Below are 14,664 nucleotides of genomic sequence, written 5' to 3'. Positions count from 1 at the left end.
TTTAGCAATAGACTTCATTATTGGTTTCCTTCGATTATTTGAGTAACAGTTATGAAGAAGATATTTGCAGTGATTTTGCTACTCCAGCTGTCGGGCTGTAGTTTAGTTAACGTCTTTAAAATGCGTGCAGAAAATGACGATATTCAACCTGTGTGGCAGGGAGAACAGCAGCAATATGCGTTCGACACCAAGTACATAGGAGTAAAACCTCATGTGCTGATATCGATTGATGGTGAAACGCAGTTCCTTATGCACATTGATACCGGACTTTCGTTCTCCATGTTATTTGACACAGAAAAAGTCCGAAACATGGCCTTCGAGCGCGATTATGAATTGCCAGTTTTTGGTTGGGGTAATGATGAATCTTCGGTGGGATATAAAACCGAGGTTGCCGAGGTAAATATTGGCCCCGTAAGCGTTAAGAATTTTAGCTTTGCCGTGGTCCCAGTGAGCCAAAGTCAATATTTCCTTTCTGGCCAAGAAATGATCTTTGACGGAGTCATCGGGAACGATTTCTTGCAACATTTTGCATGGGTTTTCGATTATCAGGCGGAGCAAGTCACTATTTCAAATGTTTCGCTAGCCCAAAGCCCAGAATCGACAGTTCTTGGATTCGAAACGGGTTCAAGAAAGATTAGTATTCCGGTTACGCTTGATTTTGGTGACCAGAAGCAGAGCGAAATCGATGTCAAAATCGATACGGGTAGCCGCCACTATTTGAAAATCAACACTGCTTATGTCGAGAACCGAGAAATTCAGTTGCCTTCGCCATTGGTGGAAGCTGCAGACTTTGGTTTGAGTGGTAAAGCAGCGCATCAGCGGTTTCGTCTTCCTAAGCTAAGCATAGGCGACCTTGAAATTGAGGGCGTCAAAACTAACCTCATTTTTGCTGAAGACGAGGATGATCTGAATGTCATCGGGAGCGCACTGTTTGCGCATTATCGAGTTGGCATTGATTATCTAAGTCAAACCATTAGCTTTACTCCCTATTCCGAGCAACCTTTTTCAAGTCGCTTTAATCTTTCGGGCCTTGAATTAAGAGAGCAAATTGATGGAAGCTTTATTGTCAGAAACGTTGCCAACGGTTTTCCCACCGAAGGTTCGTCTATTGCAGTTGGCGATGTCATCGAGAGTATGAACGATATTCCCACTAGCAGAGTTAGCACCTCGACTTGGTTAGATATTGCCAACACACCTGGTGAGCTAAAACTTTGTATTCGCGATAAGCAATGTCATTTGATTGTACTTAAACCTATCCCCGGTTTCTCAACACCATAGCGTTTCACTATTTTTTTACTTCATTGAGGTTACTCTCCTGCTTTATTTAGTAGGAGAGTATCTATGATCAAAAAGTTGATCGTCATTTTAATCGTTATCATTAGCGTCTTATTCGCTAGCTTCCTGGGGTTACAAAGCTGGATAAAAGGTTTTGTGCCGGACAAAGCGCATATTGAATCAGTAAAGAGCACGCAAAAAAGCGAGCTTGATTACCTCAATTCTGAACGACCTGAATATCGAGGCAAGATACTTGCGGTGGTGACCAATGTTGGAGAGGCAAATGACGAGATAGAAGCCGGCTTTGAGTTCACCGAACTGGCTCGAGCCTATTGGGTATTTACAGCCAATGGATTTGAGGTTGATATCGCCAGTCCATTGGGCGGAAACCCGCCAGCTGTCATGGATAACGATGATATGGATATCTATGATTACGCTTTCTTGAATGACCCTGATTCACAGCGAAAATTGAGCGACTCTATTGCTTTGGCCGATATCGAACCGACTGATTACCAAGCGGTCTACTTCGTTGGCGGCAAGGGCACAATGTTTGACTTCCCTGACAATGGGGACATACAACGAATTGTCAGAACAATGTACGAAAATGACCGTGTCGTGAGCGCTGTATGCCATGGGCCTGCGGCGCTTTTAAACGTGCGGTTAGACGATGGAAGTTACTTGTTAGCTGGCAAAGATATTAGTGGGTTTACCAATGAAGAAGAATTATTCATCATTCCTAATGCGAGTGAAGTTTTTCCGTTCCTGTTAGAGGACATGCTCGAAGAACGGGGCGGGAATTTTATCTCGGGGGCCCGGTATCTTGAGAATGTGGCTCACGACGGAAAACTAATAACAGGCCAGAACCCTTGGTCGGTTTGGAGAGTCGCTGAGTTAGTGGTAGAAGAGCTTGGCTATACCCCGAAATATCGTCCTCGAACCGAGGAAGAACGTGCGATTGACGTGTTGATGCGCTATGAAGCAGCAGGCTACGAGACAGCTAAAAGCGAGTTATTAAGCTCTCAATACCGAGTTAAAAGTTTAACAGTTCTTACCCACGCGTTGGTGGCAATGATCGACTTTGAGATCGGTAAAGGAATCGATTTGTTACGCTTGGCGAATGTTTCAAAAAATCGGTAGGCTGAAAGCTAGGAGCTTGGCTTTTAGAAGTCAAGCTCTCCAGCTTTCTAACACTTAAAAAGTTGCAACTTTAGTTGTGCTTCAGGTATTCCAAGCTACCATTCATCAAGGTGACCTCTCCAGCTTCGGATACTGACAGCTTAATAGGGCGACGCAGTGAACCGAGGTTGACAATATAACTTCCCGCTTCTTCTTCATTTGCGTACAGAGGCCCAGCTAATACACCGCTGCTCAGCCAAACTTGGTTGTCTTTTTCAGTTAAAGTGATTGCCGGCCAGCCGTCGGTATTTATATAAGTGCCGAGGTGACTTTGCCATTCTGGGGTAAAGGTTACCCGAGCTGAAGGGGCCAGAGCATTTGCTTGTTCACGCGCAATACTTTTTTCTACGCCTTTCACTTCTTCCGCATAGCGCGACTGTGCCAATTCAGGTGCGATAACCAAATTATAGGCGAGGTTTGCCGCTAGATGAGGAAGTACATACCCACGCTGGTCGTTGAAAAAGGCGATCACTGCCACACCTTGCTCAGGCATAAATGACGCATGAAAGCTCATTCCAGCGTAGCTGCCAAAACGGGTGAGGATAGTATTGTCATGGTAGTTAGCAATGTCCCATGCCAAGCTGTATCCGGTTCGCTCGTAGGTATAGTAGGTCTTTTCTTGACTGGTGGTTGGCGCGTGCAAAGGCGTAAAAAAGTCAGCGGACGCCGAAAGCTCGTCACCTTGGTTTAAATTAAACTGCAGCCATTTGGCCATGTCACCCAAGGTCGAAACGCTGCCGCCAGCGGCATGTAAAGTGCCATCTGTTTTGAAGAGTCCGGTACGCAAAACCTCGCCATCGGCACCAACCTCGATACTAGGTAAAATAGCGCCTGCAGGATAAGCACTTAATGTTGAGCTGGTGTGATGCATACCAAGCGGCGAAAATAGCTTTTCGTCCATTAACTTTTTCCAGCTCTTTCCGGTTGCGTTTTCCATGGCGCGCGCTGCCAAAATAGGCCCCGTATTGGAGTACCTAAACACACCAGCTGGCGCAACTAGCGTATCTGTATTGAGCGCTTCAATTAGCTCAGCTTCGGTCTGGTAACCAAGAAAGGCAGTTTTAAACGTATGCATAATACTGGTGAAGCCAGCTGTATGGTTGAGCAACTGAGTGACGGTAATGCTATCGCTTGCGATTTTTGGATGAGTTATCTCATCAGCCAAATAGGTTTCAATAGGCGCACTCAGTTGGAATTCACCTCCGGCCGCCAAGACTTGCGCTAAAGTGCCGGTAAAGGCTTTGGTATGTGATGCAATCAAAAATGGTGTATCTGCTGATAGTCCGTTTTTTCCTGGCTCATTACCTTGGGCGTTAAGCGTGTAGGAATAGCGCAGCCCACTTTTATCGACAACTGCAAGTAGCAGATCGCCTTTGAGTTGATGTTTCTGGTAGAGCTGTTCGAGTGTGCTTGGTAACTGCTGATCAAGTCGTTGGAGTGCAGCCTCATCGACGCCATCAGCATTGGCATAAGTACTTAGTGATAATGTTGCCGCGATGGTGGCAGCATAAGCAAATTTTTTCATTGTGTGTTTCCAATTGTTCGTTAATGACTATCTATTAGAAACACCGACAGTACCTTTTGGATGCAAGGATTTAATTTGCGTCTGCGCGAAGCAATAAACCGCTTAGCAAGCCAATACTGATAGCGCCGAAAATAAGCATCGGTGACTGACTGATGAAGCTTGCCATGGCGTCCCAGTTTGAGGCTTTTGACACACTAACGAGCAGCGCTGTTGTTAAGATGGCTCCTGCACCAGCAAACATGAGTACGCGGCGACGGAATTTGCGTTTGTGGGTTACTTTTTCGGTGACCTGCTCAACAAAATTTTCGCCTGAATCTGTTTGCTGGTACGCAAGTAGCTCGGTGAAGTCTTGCTCGGAGGAATCATTCATGCGGTGCTCCTTGTTTGAGATTCTTTTAACCAAGTGGTTAGTTTCTGCTTGCCTCGATTGATATGGGACTTGACGGTGCCTAGCGGATAGTCAGTCACGGTGACGATTTCTTGATGGCTCATACCAGCGCTAAAGGCGAGCGTCATGCAGGTGCGCTCCGGAACTGAAAGTTGTGCCATGAGCTGTTCTACCAAAATTTCATTTTCAGCACTGGCGTGAGTCGCTGGGCTAAATGTTTGATCTGTAAGCTCAGATTCTCGCTGATAGTGCGCTTTGCGCATTTCATTCAAAAAAGCGCGATAGGCTATGCTATGCAACCAGGTACTAAAATTCGCCTCGGCCCGAAACGAAGCCAACTTATCGTAGGCAGCTATAAAAACTTGTTGGGCAAGGTCATCAGCGAGTGACCAGTTGCCCTTCGTGAGTCGTCGGAGAAACTGGCGAATGGGCTGCTGATAATTACGCACGAGTGTTGTGAACGCATGTTGGTCATCGTTCAGTAAAACGCGTGTAATTAGGCTTTGGTCATTCATTTTTGCTTAGCAGCGTGATGCCACAAAAGGCCAAGCCGACGAACAGTGGAAAGACACCAAAAACAGCCCCGACAACGAAGTTCCCGCTGACCAATCCTCCGGCAAAACAGGCGGCGCCAATGGCTGTCAGCAGCAAACCTCGACGCAAATCACGTTTAGCTTGATCCACATTAGCACCAAGTTGTTGGAGTAAAGCTGGCGACAATTCACCACCGTTTTGGAGGTGCTGCTGCAGGGTTGTGTGTAATTGTTGTTTCTCACGCGCGCCTAAATAAAGGCTTGCAATGATCACGAGTGCTATACAAATAATGCCAATAACAGGTATCCAAAGCTCAGACATAGAAGTTCCTTATAAATTCTAAATAGTCATCTAGGTATATAGACACGTTGAGGTTACGCTTTAGATGCACCTTGGATTATAGTTTTAATTTATGTCTTCAACATGGTGGATGGTATAAGTTGCGAACTCGTCGTAACGCTCCAGTTCTTGCAATAGAGATTTGATGCCTTGATGATCTGCGATAGCTTTCGCAGATAAGCCATCGCTCGCCAGCTTCTGAGACAACTTGTTGAAACCTTCATAAATATCAATGATTTTGTTGAGTTCAGCAGCAGAGCTGCTGACTTTTTGTCCTCTGTTGCCTGGAACATATATTCTTGATTCAGGTTGCTCAGAAGCTATCTTGCGCAAGGCCGAAATATGCGCAGGCCAGCCGTTGGGACCCGCATAAATAAGCCAGTCGTTGCGTAGAGCATCCCCGGCGAAAACGACGTTACTTTCTTCTAAAGTGATGAAGGCGTGATCGAGCGTGTGGGCTGCTGAATGGGTCATGCGAATGGTCTCTGTGCCAGCATCGATGAGAAGCTCCTCTGAGAAGCTAATATCTATCGTCACTCCCTGAGCAGTGAGGTTTTCATGACCAATAATCGTGGCGCCCCGATCACGAAAATAGGAGCTGCCATGATGATGGAAAGGATCCGAATCAATAATTAAAACTTTCTTGATGGGTTTTCCGCTGATGTGCCGAACGAGCTCTTCGATAGACTGTGCATTCCGTCGCATCATGGATGAGATCAACACCACCTCATCCGAACCCACGACGATGCCGAAGTTGATTCGTGTTGCGCCAAACGCTTGGCTGGCAATAACTACATGTTGGTTAATGCGATTAACTTCGAACAATTCACCGTCGATTTCGATTTCTGCGGCCCAAAGGTTCGGGCAAAGCATCGTATATATTAGTACGACGCAAAGAGCCCATATTTGTTTTAAAAAAGACATTTTTTCTCCACTCTCAATTGTGCCAACTCTAAAGGCCTAGCTTTTGACTCAAGGTTTTTGTGCGCGCAGCCCAGTCTGTTTGATTATTGCGTTCGAACTCTGCAATTATCTGCGTCATGAAGTAAGACTTATGCTCGGATTCTGTGAAGCGCCAGTGTTGCTCAGCTAATTCAAACTTGCCCAACTGAGTGTAGGTTTTGGCTGCTGCGAGTGTTAGCTCTGAAAGCAAAGATGACTCGGGTGCCGCGCCATAGTCGATGGTCCGCTGCTTTAGGATCTCCATTAAGTCTTGAACTTTATAATCGCGTTGCGTGAACTGTTTGTAGCTGGGTAGCTGGTAATCTGAGTGTGCTTGTAAAAGGGCCGCACGCAATCCCGGAATGAGAGCTGATTGGTGGTTTTCTTGTGGTAGAGAAATGATGGATAAGTCGGCGTTGCTCTGAGAATCCAGTAGCGGTTTGTAGAATTGCATAAGTCGGTGACTCTCATTGCCAAACACCACGTAATGTTGAGGTAACATATTGCCGTTTGCTAATTCCTCAGGTATATCGCTGATGGAATCAAAAACCGGTGACAAACTAATAATAGTGGTGAAAGGACTTTCGCGAAGTGCGAGAGAGTTCATTAGTCCGCCTGCAGTATACGAAAAACCGACAATACTATTACGCTTGAGAGTTCGGTATTGCTTCGCAATAAGCGGAGCTAGTTCAGAACTGAGCCACTCGCTGAGCATGTTTCGGTCACGTGTAACATAACGCCAGAGCTGTTTAACTTCGACCTCCACAATAATCGTTTGTGGGAATTCATGAAATTCTTCAAGTCGCCGAACTGCTTCAACGGCTTCATTGAAGTAATCGCCTTTATAGAAAGGGCCGCTATCGACAAGAAAAATTACAGGGTAGCTGCGATTAGAGTCGTTATACGACTGCGGAAGATTTACTGAGTAATGAAAGGGTTCATCGGAAGGCTTTTCTTCGGCGGCACTTGGACTGGATAGGATGCTTAACGCAAATAGAGCCACGGAATACATTAAAAAACTAAATTTATTGTTCATTTTACAGGTCTCGGCTTTCAAGCTCGGCGAAGCAACAGTTGGCTGTAACCAGAGCGTTATTGTTTTCGATGGTCATTTCGACACTGCATTGCTGCGCTTGGCGTACCATTAGAACGCCTAAGTCATCAGTTTGTACCGATAGTATTGAGGCGAGTGCAATGCATGAATTGCCATTCACTGGGTCTTCGCTGATGCCAAGTTGTGGTGCAAACATTCGCCCAATAAAGGTATTGGGTAGACCGGTTGCGGCATAGGCAAAGAATGATTCAATATCAGGAAAAGCGTCGGCGATATCCGTGAAAGAAGAAACTTGAATCGCTCTGACAGACTGTTCATCTGCGTACTCGATCAGTAAACGTAACTTTTGACTGGCTGTTGCTACAGGCCAAAGTGACGAGGCATCTAAAAAATGGTTGCGTAAAACGAGAGCGGCGGTTTGCTCGATGGCTTCACTTGGGAGCAAAGGGACGCGTAGCGCTAACTGGCCACCGATGTATCGAGGCGTTACAACGTTATCTCCAAAATGCAATTCACAATTGAGCCCTTCGTGATGCATGACGTAGCAAGCCGCGAGAGTCGCGTGTAAACACGATTGCATCTCGCATAAAGGCGAAAAAATCCGCAGGGTTGCCTTGTTACCCAATAAGTGAATAAACGCTGTTTCAGAAAGCCCGTTTTCTGCAGCTGCCGATTGCATCTCGCGCTTAGTGAGTTCTTTGCTTACTAAGAAAACAAGACAATGATTGCCAGCATTAGGGGCGCTTGAAAATACGGCGATACGATAGTTTTTCAATATCTTTTTCTCGTAATGTGGCAGTTAGTAAGATGACAGCAGCACCGATGTATGTACTCAGGGTCATCGATTGGTTTAAAAAAACGAACCCTAAAACGCTTGAAAAGATAATCCTCGAGTAGTCGACAGGAAGGACCTTCGCTGCGGGAGCTAGGGAGAACGCTTTCGCCATAAAAATTTGGGCCAAATAGAATGCTGTACCGATAGCTAGTAGCCAAAGTAGCTGTGTGTTCGTCGGGGTAACCCAGCCATCAATTGCCAGCAGGGCAGAGATAGGGACCATCACAAGGTAAGAAACGTACAAAATCGTTTGTGGCGACTCGGTGTCCGACAAACTTTTTACCGAAACGTATGCCACGGCAGTCATAAAGGCGCCAAATAATGCCGCGGCATAGCCAATCGCGTCGCCCTCAGCACTAAAGCCCGTAATAATAAAAACACCAATAAAGCCAACCACTAATTTGAATAGAGTTGCTTTTGTTAGCTTTTCTCCAAGATAGAAAATGCTCAAAACTGTACCAAAAATCGGCGCCAAGAACGTAATCGCAACTGAGTCGGCAACAGGAATTTTGGTAACTGAATAAAAAATACTTAAACCGCCAAGAAGCGTTGCACTCGCACGGAAAAAATGTGCCTTCCATCGTTTAAATGAGGCCAACGGTAGAGCTTTGTTAGCCGAAAATAGAAAAGTAAGCAAAAAGCCCACCAAGTTGCGAGCGAGGAACATGACTGTCACCGCAACGGATTGACTGAGATAGGACACTAAAATCCAGACAATTGTTTGGGATAGTCCGTATCCGATCATGTATAAGTAAGGTTTCAATTTGTTCTCTTTATAATCGGTTAATTAAATCTTAATTACAGCTTTTCGTGCGATTAAAAAGACGCTGGTTTTGTCAGGCATCCATGCCTGAACAGGTTCAAAGCCAGTGTCGGTGACCTGCTTTAAATACTCGTCTTTAGTTAAAAAGTTAATGTGGGGGGCGCGGCCTAGTGCTTGCATCACCTTAATGATCCAACGCACAAAAATAGGTTCATTTTTCAAAAGTGGGGTGCTGGATATAAATATCCCATCCGCTTTTAAAATCCGGTGAACTTCGCGTAGCGTATTTGCGGGGCTCTGTATCAAGTGCATGATATTGAGACCCAAAACAGCGTCATAGCTATCGGCTTTAAGTTTAAAGTCCTCTAATTCACCTACCTCAAACGAGACATTTGAAATATTGGCGGCTTGCGCGCGCTCTTTAGCGATAGCGATCATTGCGGGGGAAATATCCGTTGCATCGATGCGTTCAACCTTTGGCGCGTGCACAAGTGCAGTGCTGCCAGTGCCACACCCAAATTCGAGCACGACGTCGCTCGCAGATAGGAAGTGTTGCGTAAGTTGTAGCTTGCGCTGATAGATTGCCTCATCGGGTACAGGCTTCTTAGCATACTTAGCTGCTAACTTGTCCCAGAAGAGCGCAGCTGTAGGTTTTTCGCTCATGTTGGTGGTTGCACATCGCACATAATTTATTTAATGAACCGCAAAATACCACCCGCCAAACAGAGGGTCTTTCTTTTTCATTGTTTGCTGGTTATTCAAAAATGTATACTGAAGTCATCTTCTGACAATGAGAATCACAATGGACTTTGACTGGGACGATGCAAAAGCTTTTTTAGTAACCGCTGAAACAGGGTCATTAACGGCGGCTGCTAAGCTATTGCGCACCAGTCAACCGACGGTGGGCCGGCGGGTTTCAGCTTTGGAAGAAAGCCTTGGTGTGGTGCTATTCGAGCGTAGCAAGAATAGTTTGTTCCTCACCCCGCAGGGTGAGCGTATTCTTGAGGCGTTGCAGGGAATGGAACACGTTGCCAATAATGCGATATTGGTAGCCAAAGGCGCCACCGAATCCTTAGAGGGAACCGTTACTGTGGCCGTCAGCCAAGTTGATGCCTGCTTCACCATGCCGGCATTGATTAATGAATTAAAACAGCTTGAGCCTACACTCCAGGTTAAGTTAGAGGTTTCCAACGATAGCGCCGATCTCATTCACCGAAACGCCGATATCGCTATTCGAAATTTTAGGCCAACTGAAGAAAATTTAATCATTCGGAAGCTTGGTGATGCACAAGTGAATCTATTTGGTACGCCAGAGTTATGCGCCATCCATTCGGGACGAGATAACGCAAAGTCAACCTTGCATATAATTGGCTTTCTCGAGACGGATTATTTGACAAAAATTTTGGTCGATGGCGGAATTGCGAAAGAGCGAATTAATTACGTGTGCTTAAGCGATTTTCAGCTCAGTCACATCGAATTAGCCAAACTAGGTCTTGGTTTTGCATTATTACCCACCAAACTTGGCAAGAAAATACCTGATCTCCAGCGCTTACTCCCAAAGGAGCATTCCGTTTATGACTACAGCACATGGCTTGTGTGCCATTCTGAGTTACGGCAAAACCAACGTATACGATTCGTCTACGACTTTTTGGCGGACCGTTTGAGCAATTGAATTTGCGCGTTGATCACGATTTTGTTTCTTTTCATCATACTTTTCTTGAGCAACAAACTGAGCTAACCAAGTATAGGCGCACCCAAGGAACGAATGATACGAGGTGCGTAGGTGAAGTTTGCTATTCGATTATGCTGGTTAGGTTTGCTATATGTTTTTATGTCTCAATCTGCGGCGGCAAGTAGCTATAAAAAAGCCGAGGAGGCTCTATTTGAGGGGGAGACGAATGCTGCTCAAAGCTTGATCCAAAATCCGGGCTGCGCGGCGTCTCCCGAATGTAGTGAGCTCGCGGTTCTGTACCATCTATTTACTGACGATAGCGATACTGCAATTAAACGGCTAAGCGCTTACGAAGTGAAGTATGCGGATGAGGCCCGCACTCATGCTTTTGCGGCCGAGGCGTGGCGAAGTATTGGACACCAAGTCAATATTTTCCGTAAACGAACTTATTACAATAAGGCACTTCAGGCGAAGTTCCGTGCTGGGGCTGCAGAATCCGCTCTGCCCAGATATAAAGTGCTGCGAGCATCGGCGTTTGGCCAAGATGGTGAATTAGCTGCGCAAAGAAAATTAACCGCTGACATTGTTGCTAATGACGCTAAGTGGGGACGTATCGCGCAACTTAACTTGGCCCAAAACACTGATGATTTTGAGTGGGGGACTAGCGTTGCCGCAGCAGCAATCGCGAGCTATCCCGATGACTTTTTTATTAATGAACGAGTCGCTCAGTTTTACTGGACAATAGGCAACATTGCTAAAGCGCAACAGCACTTTCTAGTCGCCTGCAAGTCGGCTCCTCCAGTGGATTGGTTTGACCGCAAAAAGTGGCTTGATTCGTGTTTTTTGGTTGCCCGGTTTGCTGACCAAGATGACGTGAACCGAGAGGCAGGAGTGACTGCACTCCATTTTGTTCTTGCAGAGCACCAACTACTGACCATTGATAATCTCGAGTACGCAAAACTTTTGCTCAAAATTGCTGGTGAGAACGACCGAACACCTGCGAACGCATTTATTGAACGAGTGATACGGCAATCGGATAATGAGACATTGGTTGATGCAGCCATTAAGACTGCTAAAGCCTATGACTTGAATCATTAGAAAAGTACGTACTATAGAGATATGCACCGACAAATGTGGCGCACCCGGCAGGAGTCGAACCTGTATCCTCTGCCTCCGGAGGGCAGTCATGGGTTCGGTAGTAAATCGTTAAAGCTAGGCGTAGCAAGGGGTTAAGCGGTATTATGGTTTCTTTTTAAAGCCAAAACCGACACTTTTGAGACCACTTAATGACAAAATTGGTCACAGGGAACCGACTCCGAAAACTCAACTTTTGACCTTTGCCTTACGACAAAAAATCTGTAAGACTCGAGAAAACCTGAGTTTCTAGGTAGAAATAATTCTACCTAGAAATCGTCAGCCAATTCGCTTTTCTTCCGATAGCTTTTTGCTTCTTTGATTTTGCTCTTGTCTCTTTCTGTATCTTTGGCATCTTGAGCTAGTTCCGAATAGTTTGGTTTCCAACCCATGCGGACGATCAAAAACTTGCCATCAGTATCTACGCACTCATCAAGTTTCACTATCCCCGACACTACAGCCTCTGAGCTGCTTGTAATAATATTTGCTACGCGTCTTACTTCTATCGCAACTGCTTCTGAATTGCCTTTAAAATCAGTTTTCTCTACTTGTTCGCTCAAAGTTCCGACTAATGTGTCTTGCCCGAGTGACTCCTCGAAAAACTTGGTAAGCTCTGACTTAGCTTTTAGCTCTGCTTCGTCTCGTGCTGAGGAAATCAGACTACGCTTCGGTGCAATAAAACTGGCATCGGCATACATTGAGATGGAATGTAATTCGCCATTCTCAGTAAATTTAGGAACCGCTCCTGAGATTGCACTTAGTTCGGCTTCCATCTCATCGCACGCGCCTGCGTATGTTAAATTCGAAACGACCATTATTGACAATGCAGTCGTTAATTTACCAATCGTCTTCATGTTCTTTCTCCAATTTCTTCTGACGCTCCATCGCACGCTTTTTCGCTTCAGATACGTCTGGTGGAGCTACTTTCTGTTCACGTGTAGCTTGCGCACCCAGCACTTGAGCGCTCAATCTTCTTGATATGATGCTTGCGTACTTGCTCAGACTCGGCTTTGGAACTCGCTGACGTTCAATAGTGATTAGTTCGCTTACAATGATTTGGGTTGTCGCTGGATTTATTATCTTTAATCGAACTTCAGCATTGAGCTCACTGCGTGTCATGATGCGATCACCGACTCGACGTTCTCGTTCATCAATTACATAGTTCGTTATTTCAGTGATGACTAACAGGTCAGCGCCAATTTGATTGCCGAGTCTCGATAACTCCTCAACTGGGCTGTTACCCGAAGCTATAAAGCCAAGCTCTCTCTCTGCTGAATCGAGAAACTCTCTGTCAAGTAAGTTGAATTTTTGCGATTTTACTAACGCCTGTTCAAGACGTCGCTGAACGCTGTCGGCAATCTCATGATGATTGTCATTTGAGAGAGTCGGAAGGACAACGATATTTTGTTTCGTTGTATCAATGCCACTCTCGTACTCTGCAAGTACAACGCGCAGCGAGGCTTCGTAACCGTCATTGGTCTCAGTAATGTCAATGATTTCATATTTATGGATAGTTCCTGAACTTATACTTACATTGGTCGTTGATACACTTCGACCCTCAGCGCTTATTCCATAACTATCGTTGTCTGAGTCACTTAACTCAATGCTATCGATTTGAGTTGTGACTGCTTGACTTGAAGCAATCGCCTCCCCAAAAACCTGCGAAATTGCATAACGTAGAGCACTACGAATAGCATCATCATAACTTTGGCCGAAGCCAGTGCTGTTAACCTCGATATATTTTATGCCTGGTGATTGGAGGTCTCGATTTGAGTTATTAACATTGTCACTAGTTGATTCCGAACTGCTTATATCCCTATGGGTTTGGCCAATTTGTTCGACGAAATCTGGTTTCCATCCCATGCGGACTAGTACAAATTTTTCTTCGGTATCGACACATTCATCGAGCTTCACAATCCCTTTAAGAACTGCAGAAGTGTTTTCTGAAATAAACGATGTTGATCTACGTAATTCAACAGCCTCGCCCTCGGTGATTCCATTTTCTGATGTTACTTCCGAGCTATCGATTAATGATTGATACAAGGACCCCTGCTGAAGCTGTGTCTCAAAAAAGGAACTCAACGATGACTTAGCTTGTAACTCTGCTTGTGCCCGTGCATTGGCGATGAGACTTCTTTTGGGACTAGTAAATGTTCCTTCGCCATACATCGAAACAGAAGCTAATCGGCCGCTTTCAAATTTAGGGACGGCGCCACTGACAGCGTCAATTTCTTCAAGCATCTCATCGCAAGAATTTTGAGCAATTGCGTTGGAAGACAGGAATATCGTAGACACCGTCCATATGATTCGATGTGTCGCAAACCAATTAGCTAGCTGTTTCATATGCTCTCCTATAGCATGCTCATCATTTCATCTTTCCCTTCAGGCTCTTTGATATCCGCTGAAGTTGCGATGGTGAACAGAGTTGGAGCAGTTTGAATGATGTTACTGGCGCCCTTAGCCGCCGTAGGAACAGCCTTCAACAATCCAAGAAATTTAGGTTTTTGGAGCATTGGGGCGTCACCTGCAACTTCTGCTAATCGTTGAGCATCTTGTAAGCCTTTGGCATATTGAATCCCTCCAGTTACATATTTCTCCAGAGCTTCACCTGCTTTCACTTTTTGACTATCAGATAAAGAGTCTGCCTTATTCTCAAGTTCCGAAACGACTAGCTTTTGAACTTTAGCGTCCTGTTCGGTCACTTCAGAAAAATCTGAACATGAGCTGGCACCACATTCGCTGACAGCTTTCGCTGAAGCGCGCAGACCAGCCGCTTCTTCCTGTAGTTCAAGAATATCTGCTAGATCAGCAACAGCCGCTGAGAGGGTTGCCTGGCCTTGATATAGGTTAATAAGCGCAGCATCTGACTGTGTTGACATATCTCCCCAATCAACAGAACTTTCACTTTTCTTACCAAAACCAAAGCTTTGAGCGCTTGTTGGTAGCGTTAGTGTGGCAGTTGAGAAAGCGAGAGCAGTGAAACCAATGACCTTTAATAGTTTGATTGACATAGTAAAATCCTTCTTT

General features: G+C 45.4%; 16 protein-coding genes. 4 read left to right on the top strand and 12 right to left on the bottom strand.

The features are described 5' to 3' along the window. Positions 1 to 51: 51 nt before the first annotated feature. On the top strand, positions 52 to 1,278 hold the full coding sequence (locus tag ACN0S4_RS08040; protein ID WP_417657167.1) for an aspartyl protease family protein: 1,227 nt from the start codon (positions 52 to 54) through the stop codon (positions 1,276 to 1,278). A gap of 63 nt (positions 1,279 to 1,341) precedes the next feature. Continuing rightward, positions 1,342 to 2,412: a type 1 glutamine amidotransferase domain-containing protein gene (locus tag ACN0S4_RS08035; RefSeq protein ID WP_417657166.1), complete on the top strand. Its 1,071-nt coding sequence runs from the start codon at positions 1,342 to 1,344 to the stop codon at positions 2,410 to 2,412. A 70-nt stretch (positions 2,413 to 2,482) separates the two neighbouring features. On the opposite strand, the gene ACN0S4_RS08030 is transcribed toward ACN0S4_RS08035, so the two are convergent. From ACN0S4_RS08030 to ACN0S4_RS07990, 9 genes are all read right to left on the bottom strand, one after another. Then, positions 2,483 to 3,976 carry a serine hydrolase domain-containing protein gene (locus tag ACN0S4_RS08030; RefSeq protein WP_417657165.1) on the bottom strand — a complete coding sequence of 498 codons (1,494 nt, stop codon included), beginning with the start codon at positions 3,974 to 3,976 and terminating at the stop codon, positions 2,483 to 2,485. Positions 3,977 to 4,046: 70 nt separating this feature from the next. Further along, a complete protein-coding gene (locus ACN0S4_RS08025; RefSeq protein ID WP_417657164.1) occupies positions 4,047 to 4,346 on the bottom strand; it encodes a hypothetical protein in 300 nt (99 codons plus the stop codon). Beyond that, complete coding sequence (locus tag ACN0S4_RS08020) at positions 4,343 to 4,879, bottom strand: RNA polymerase sigma factor (protein WP_417657163.1); 537 nt, start codon at positions 4,877 to 4,879, stop codon at positions 4,343 to 4,345. The genes ACN0S4_RS08025 and ACN0S4_RS08020 overlap by 4 nt, the downstream gene beginning before the upstream one ends. After that, positions 4,872 to 5,219, bottom strand: coding sequence for a DUF6249 domain-containing protein (locus ACN0S4_RS08015; RefSeq protein WP_417657162.1), 348 nt, complete (start codon positions 5,217 to 5,219; stop codon positions 4,872 to 4,874). The genes ACN0S4_RS08020 and ACN0S4_RS08015 overlap by 8 nt, the downstream gene beginning before the upstream one ends. Positions 5,220 to 5,303: 84 nt before the next feature. After that, on the bottom strand, positions 5,304 to 6,161 hold the full coding sequence (locus tag ACN0S4_RS08010; protein ID WP_417657161.1) for a hypothetical protein: 858 nt from the start codon (positions 6,159 to 6,161) through the stop codon (positions 5,304 to 5,306). Positions 6,162 to 6,189: 28 nt separating this feature from the next. After that, positions 6,190 to 7,215, bottom strand: a complete 1,026-nt coding sequence (locus tag ACN0S4_RS08005) for an alpha/beta hydrolase-fold protein (RefSeq protein WP_417657160.1) — start codon at positions 7,213 to 7,215, stop codon at positions 6,190 to 6,192. A 1-nt stretch (position 7,216) separates the two neighbouring features. Further along, entirely contained in the window at positions 7,217 to 8,008 is a 792-nt protein-coding gene (locus ACN0S4_RS08000; protein ID WP_417657159.1) for a PhzF family phenazine biosynthesis protein, read from the bottom strand. After that, positions 7,968 to 8,831, bottom strand: coding sequence for a DMT family transporter (locus tag ACN0S4_RS07995; protein ID WP_417657158.1), 864 nt, complete (start codon positions 8,829 to 8,831; stop codon positions 7,968 to 7,970). Before ACN0S4_RS07995 ends, ACN0S4_RS08000 begins: the two co-directional genes overlap by 41 nt. 24 nt (positions 8,832 to 8,855) lie before the next feature. Further along, the gene (locus ACN0S4_RS07990) at positions 8,856 to 9,494 is read right to left on the bottom strand and encodes a class I SAM-dependent methyltransferase (RefSeq protein WP_417657157.1); all 639 of its coding nucleotides are present in this window, start codon (positions 9,492 to 9,494) and stop codon (positions 8,856 to 8,858) included. Positions 9,495 to 9,633: 139 nt separating this feature from the next. Here ACN0S4_RS07990 and ACN0S4_RS07985 point away from each other — a divergent pair, with 139 nt between their 5' ends. Together ACN0S4_RS07985 and ACN0S4_RS07980 are read left to right on the top strand one after the other, a co-directional pair. Next, positions 9,634 to 10,503 carry a LysR family transcriptional regulator gene (locus tag ACN0S4_RS07985; protein ID WP_417657156.1) on the top strand — a complete coding sequence of 290 codons (870 nt, stop codon included), beginning with the start codon at positions 9,634 to 9,636 and terminating at the stop codon, positions 10,501 to 10,503. Between the two features lie 111 nt (positions 10,504 to 10,614). Next, positions 10,615 to 11,601 carry a hypothetical protein gene (locus ACN0S4_RS07980; protein WP_417657155.1) on the top strand — a complete coding sequence of 329 codons (987 nt, stop codon included), beginning with the start codon at positions 10,615 to 10,617 and terminating at the stop codon, positions 11,599 to 11,601. Between the two features lie 305 nt (positions 11,602 to 11,906). On the opposite strand, the gene ACN0S4_RS07975 is transcribed toward ACN0S4_RS07980, so the two are convergent. From ACN0S4_RS07975 to ACN0S4_RS07965, 3 genes are read right to left on the bottom strand one after another with little or no spacing between them, the layout of a single operon-like run. Next, positions 11,907 to 12,491: a hypothetical protein gene (locus ACN0S4_RS07975; protein WP_417657154.1), complete on the bottom strand. Its 585-nt coding sequence runs from the start codon at positions 12,489 to 12,491 to the stop codon at positions 11,907 to 11,909. Next, a complete protein-coding gene (locus tag ACN0S4_RS07970; RefSeq protein WP_417657153.1) occupies positions 12,475 to 13,980 on the bottom strand; it encodes a CsgG/HfaB family protein in 1,506 nt (501 codons plus the stop codon). The genes ACN0S4_RS07975 and ACN0S4_RS07970 overlap by 17 nt, the downstream gene beginning before the upstream one ends. Before the next feature lie 8 nt (positions 13,981 to 13,988). Next, positions 13,989 to 14,648, bottom strand: coding sequence for a hypothetical protein (locus ACN0S4_RS07965; RefSeq protein ID WP_417657152.1), 660 nt, complete (start codon positions 14,646 to 14,648; stop codon positions 13,989 to 13,991). Between the last annotated feature and the right edge of the window lie 16 nt (positions 14,649 to 14,664).

This window comes from Pseudidiomarina aestuarii (genome assembly GCF_048263735.1).
Taxonomy (GTDB): domain Bacteria; phylum Pseudomonadota; class Gammaproteobacteria; order Enterobacterales; family Alteromonadaceae; genus Pseudidiomarina; species Pseudidiomarina aestuarii_B.
The sequence above is the reverse complement of the archived record's forward strand: the minus strand, read 5'-3'. Positions and strand labels throughout refer to the sequence as shown.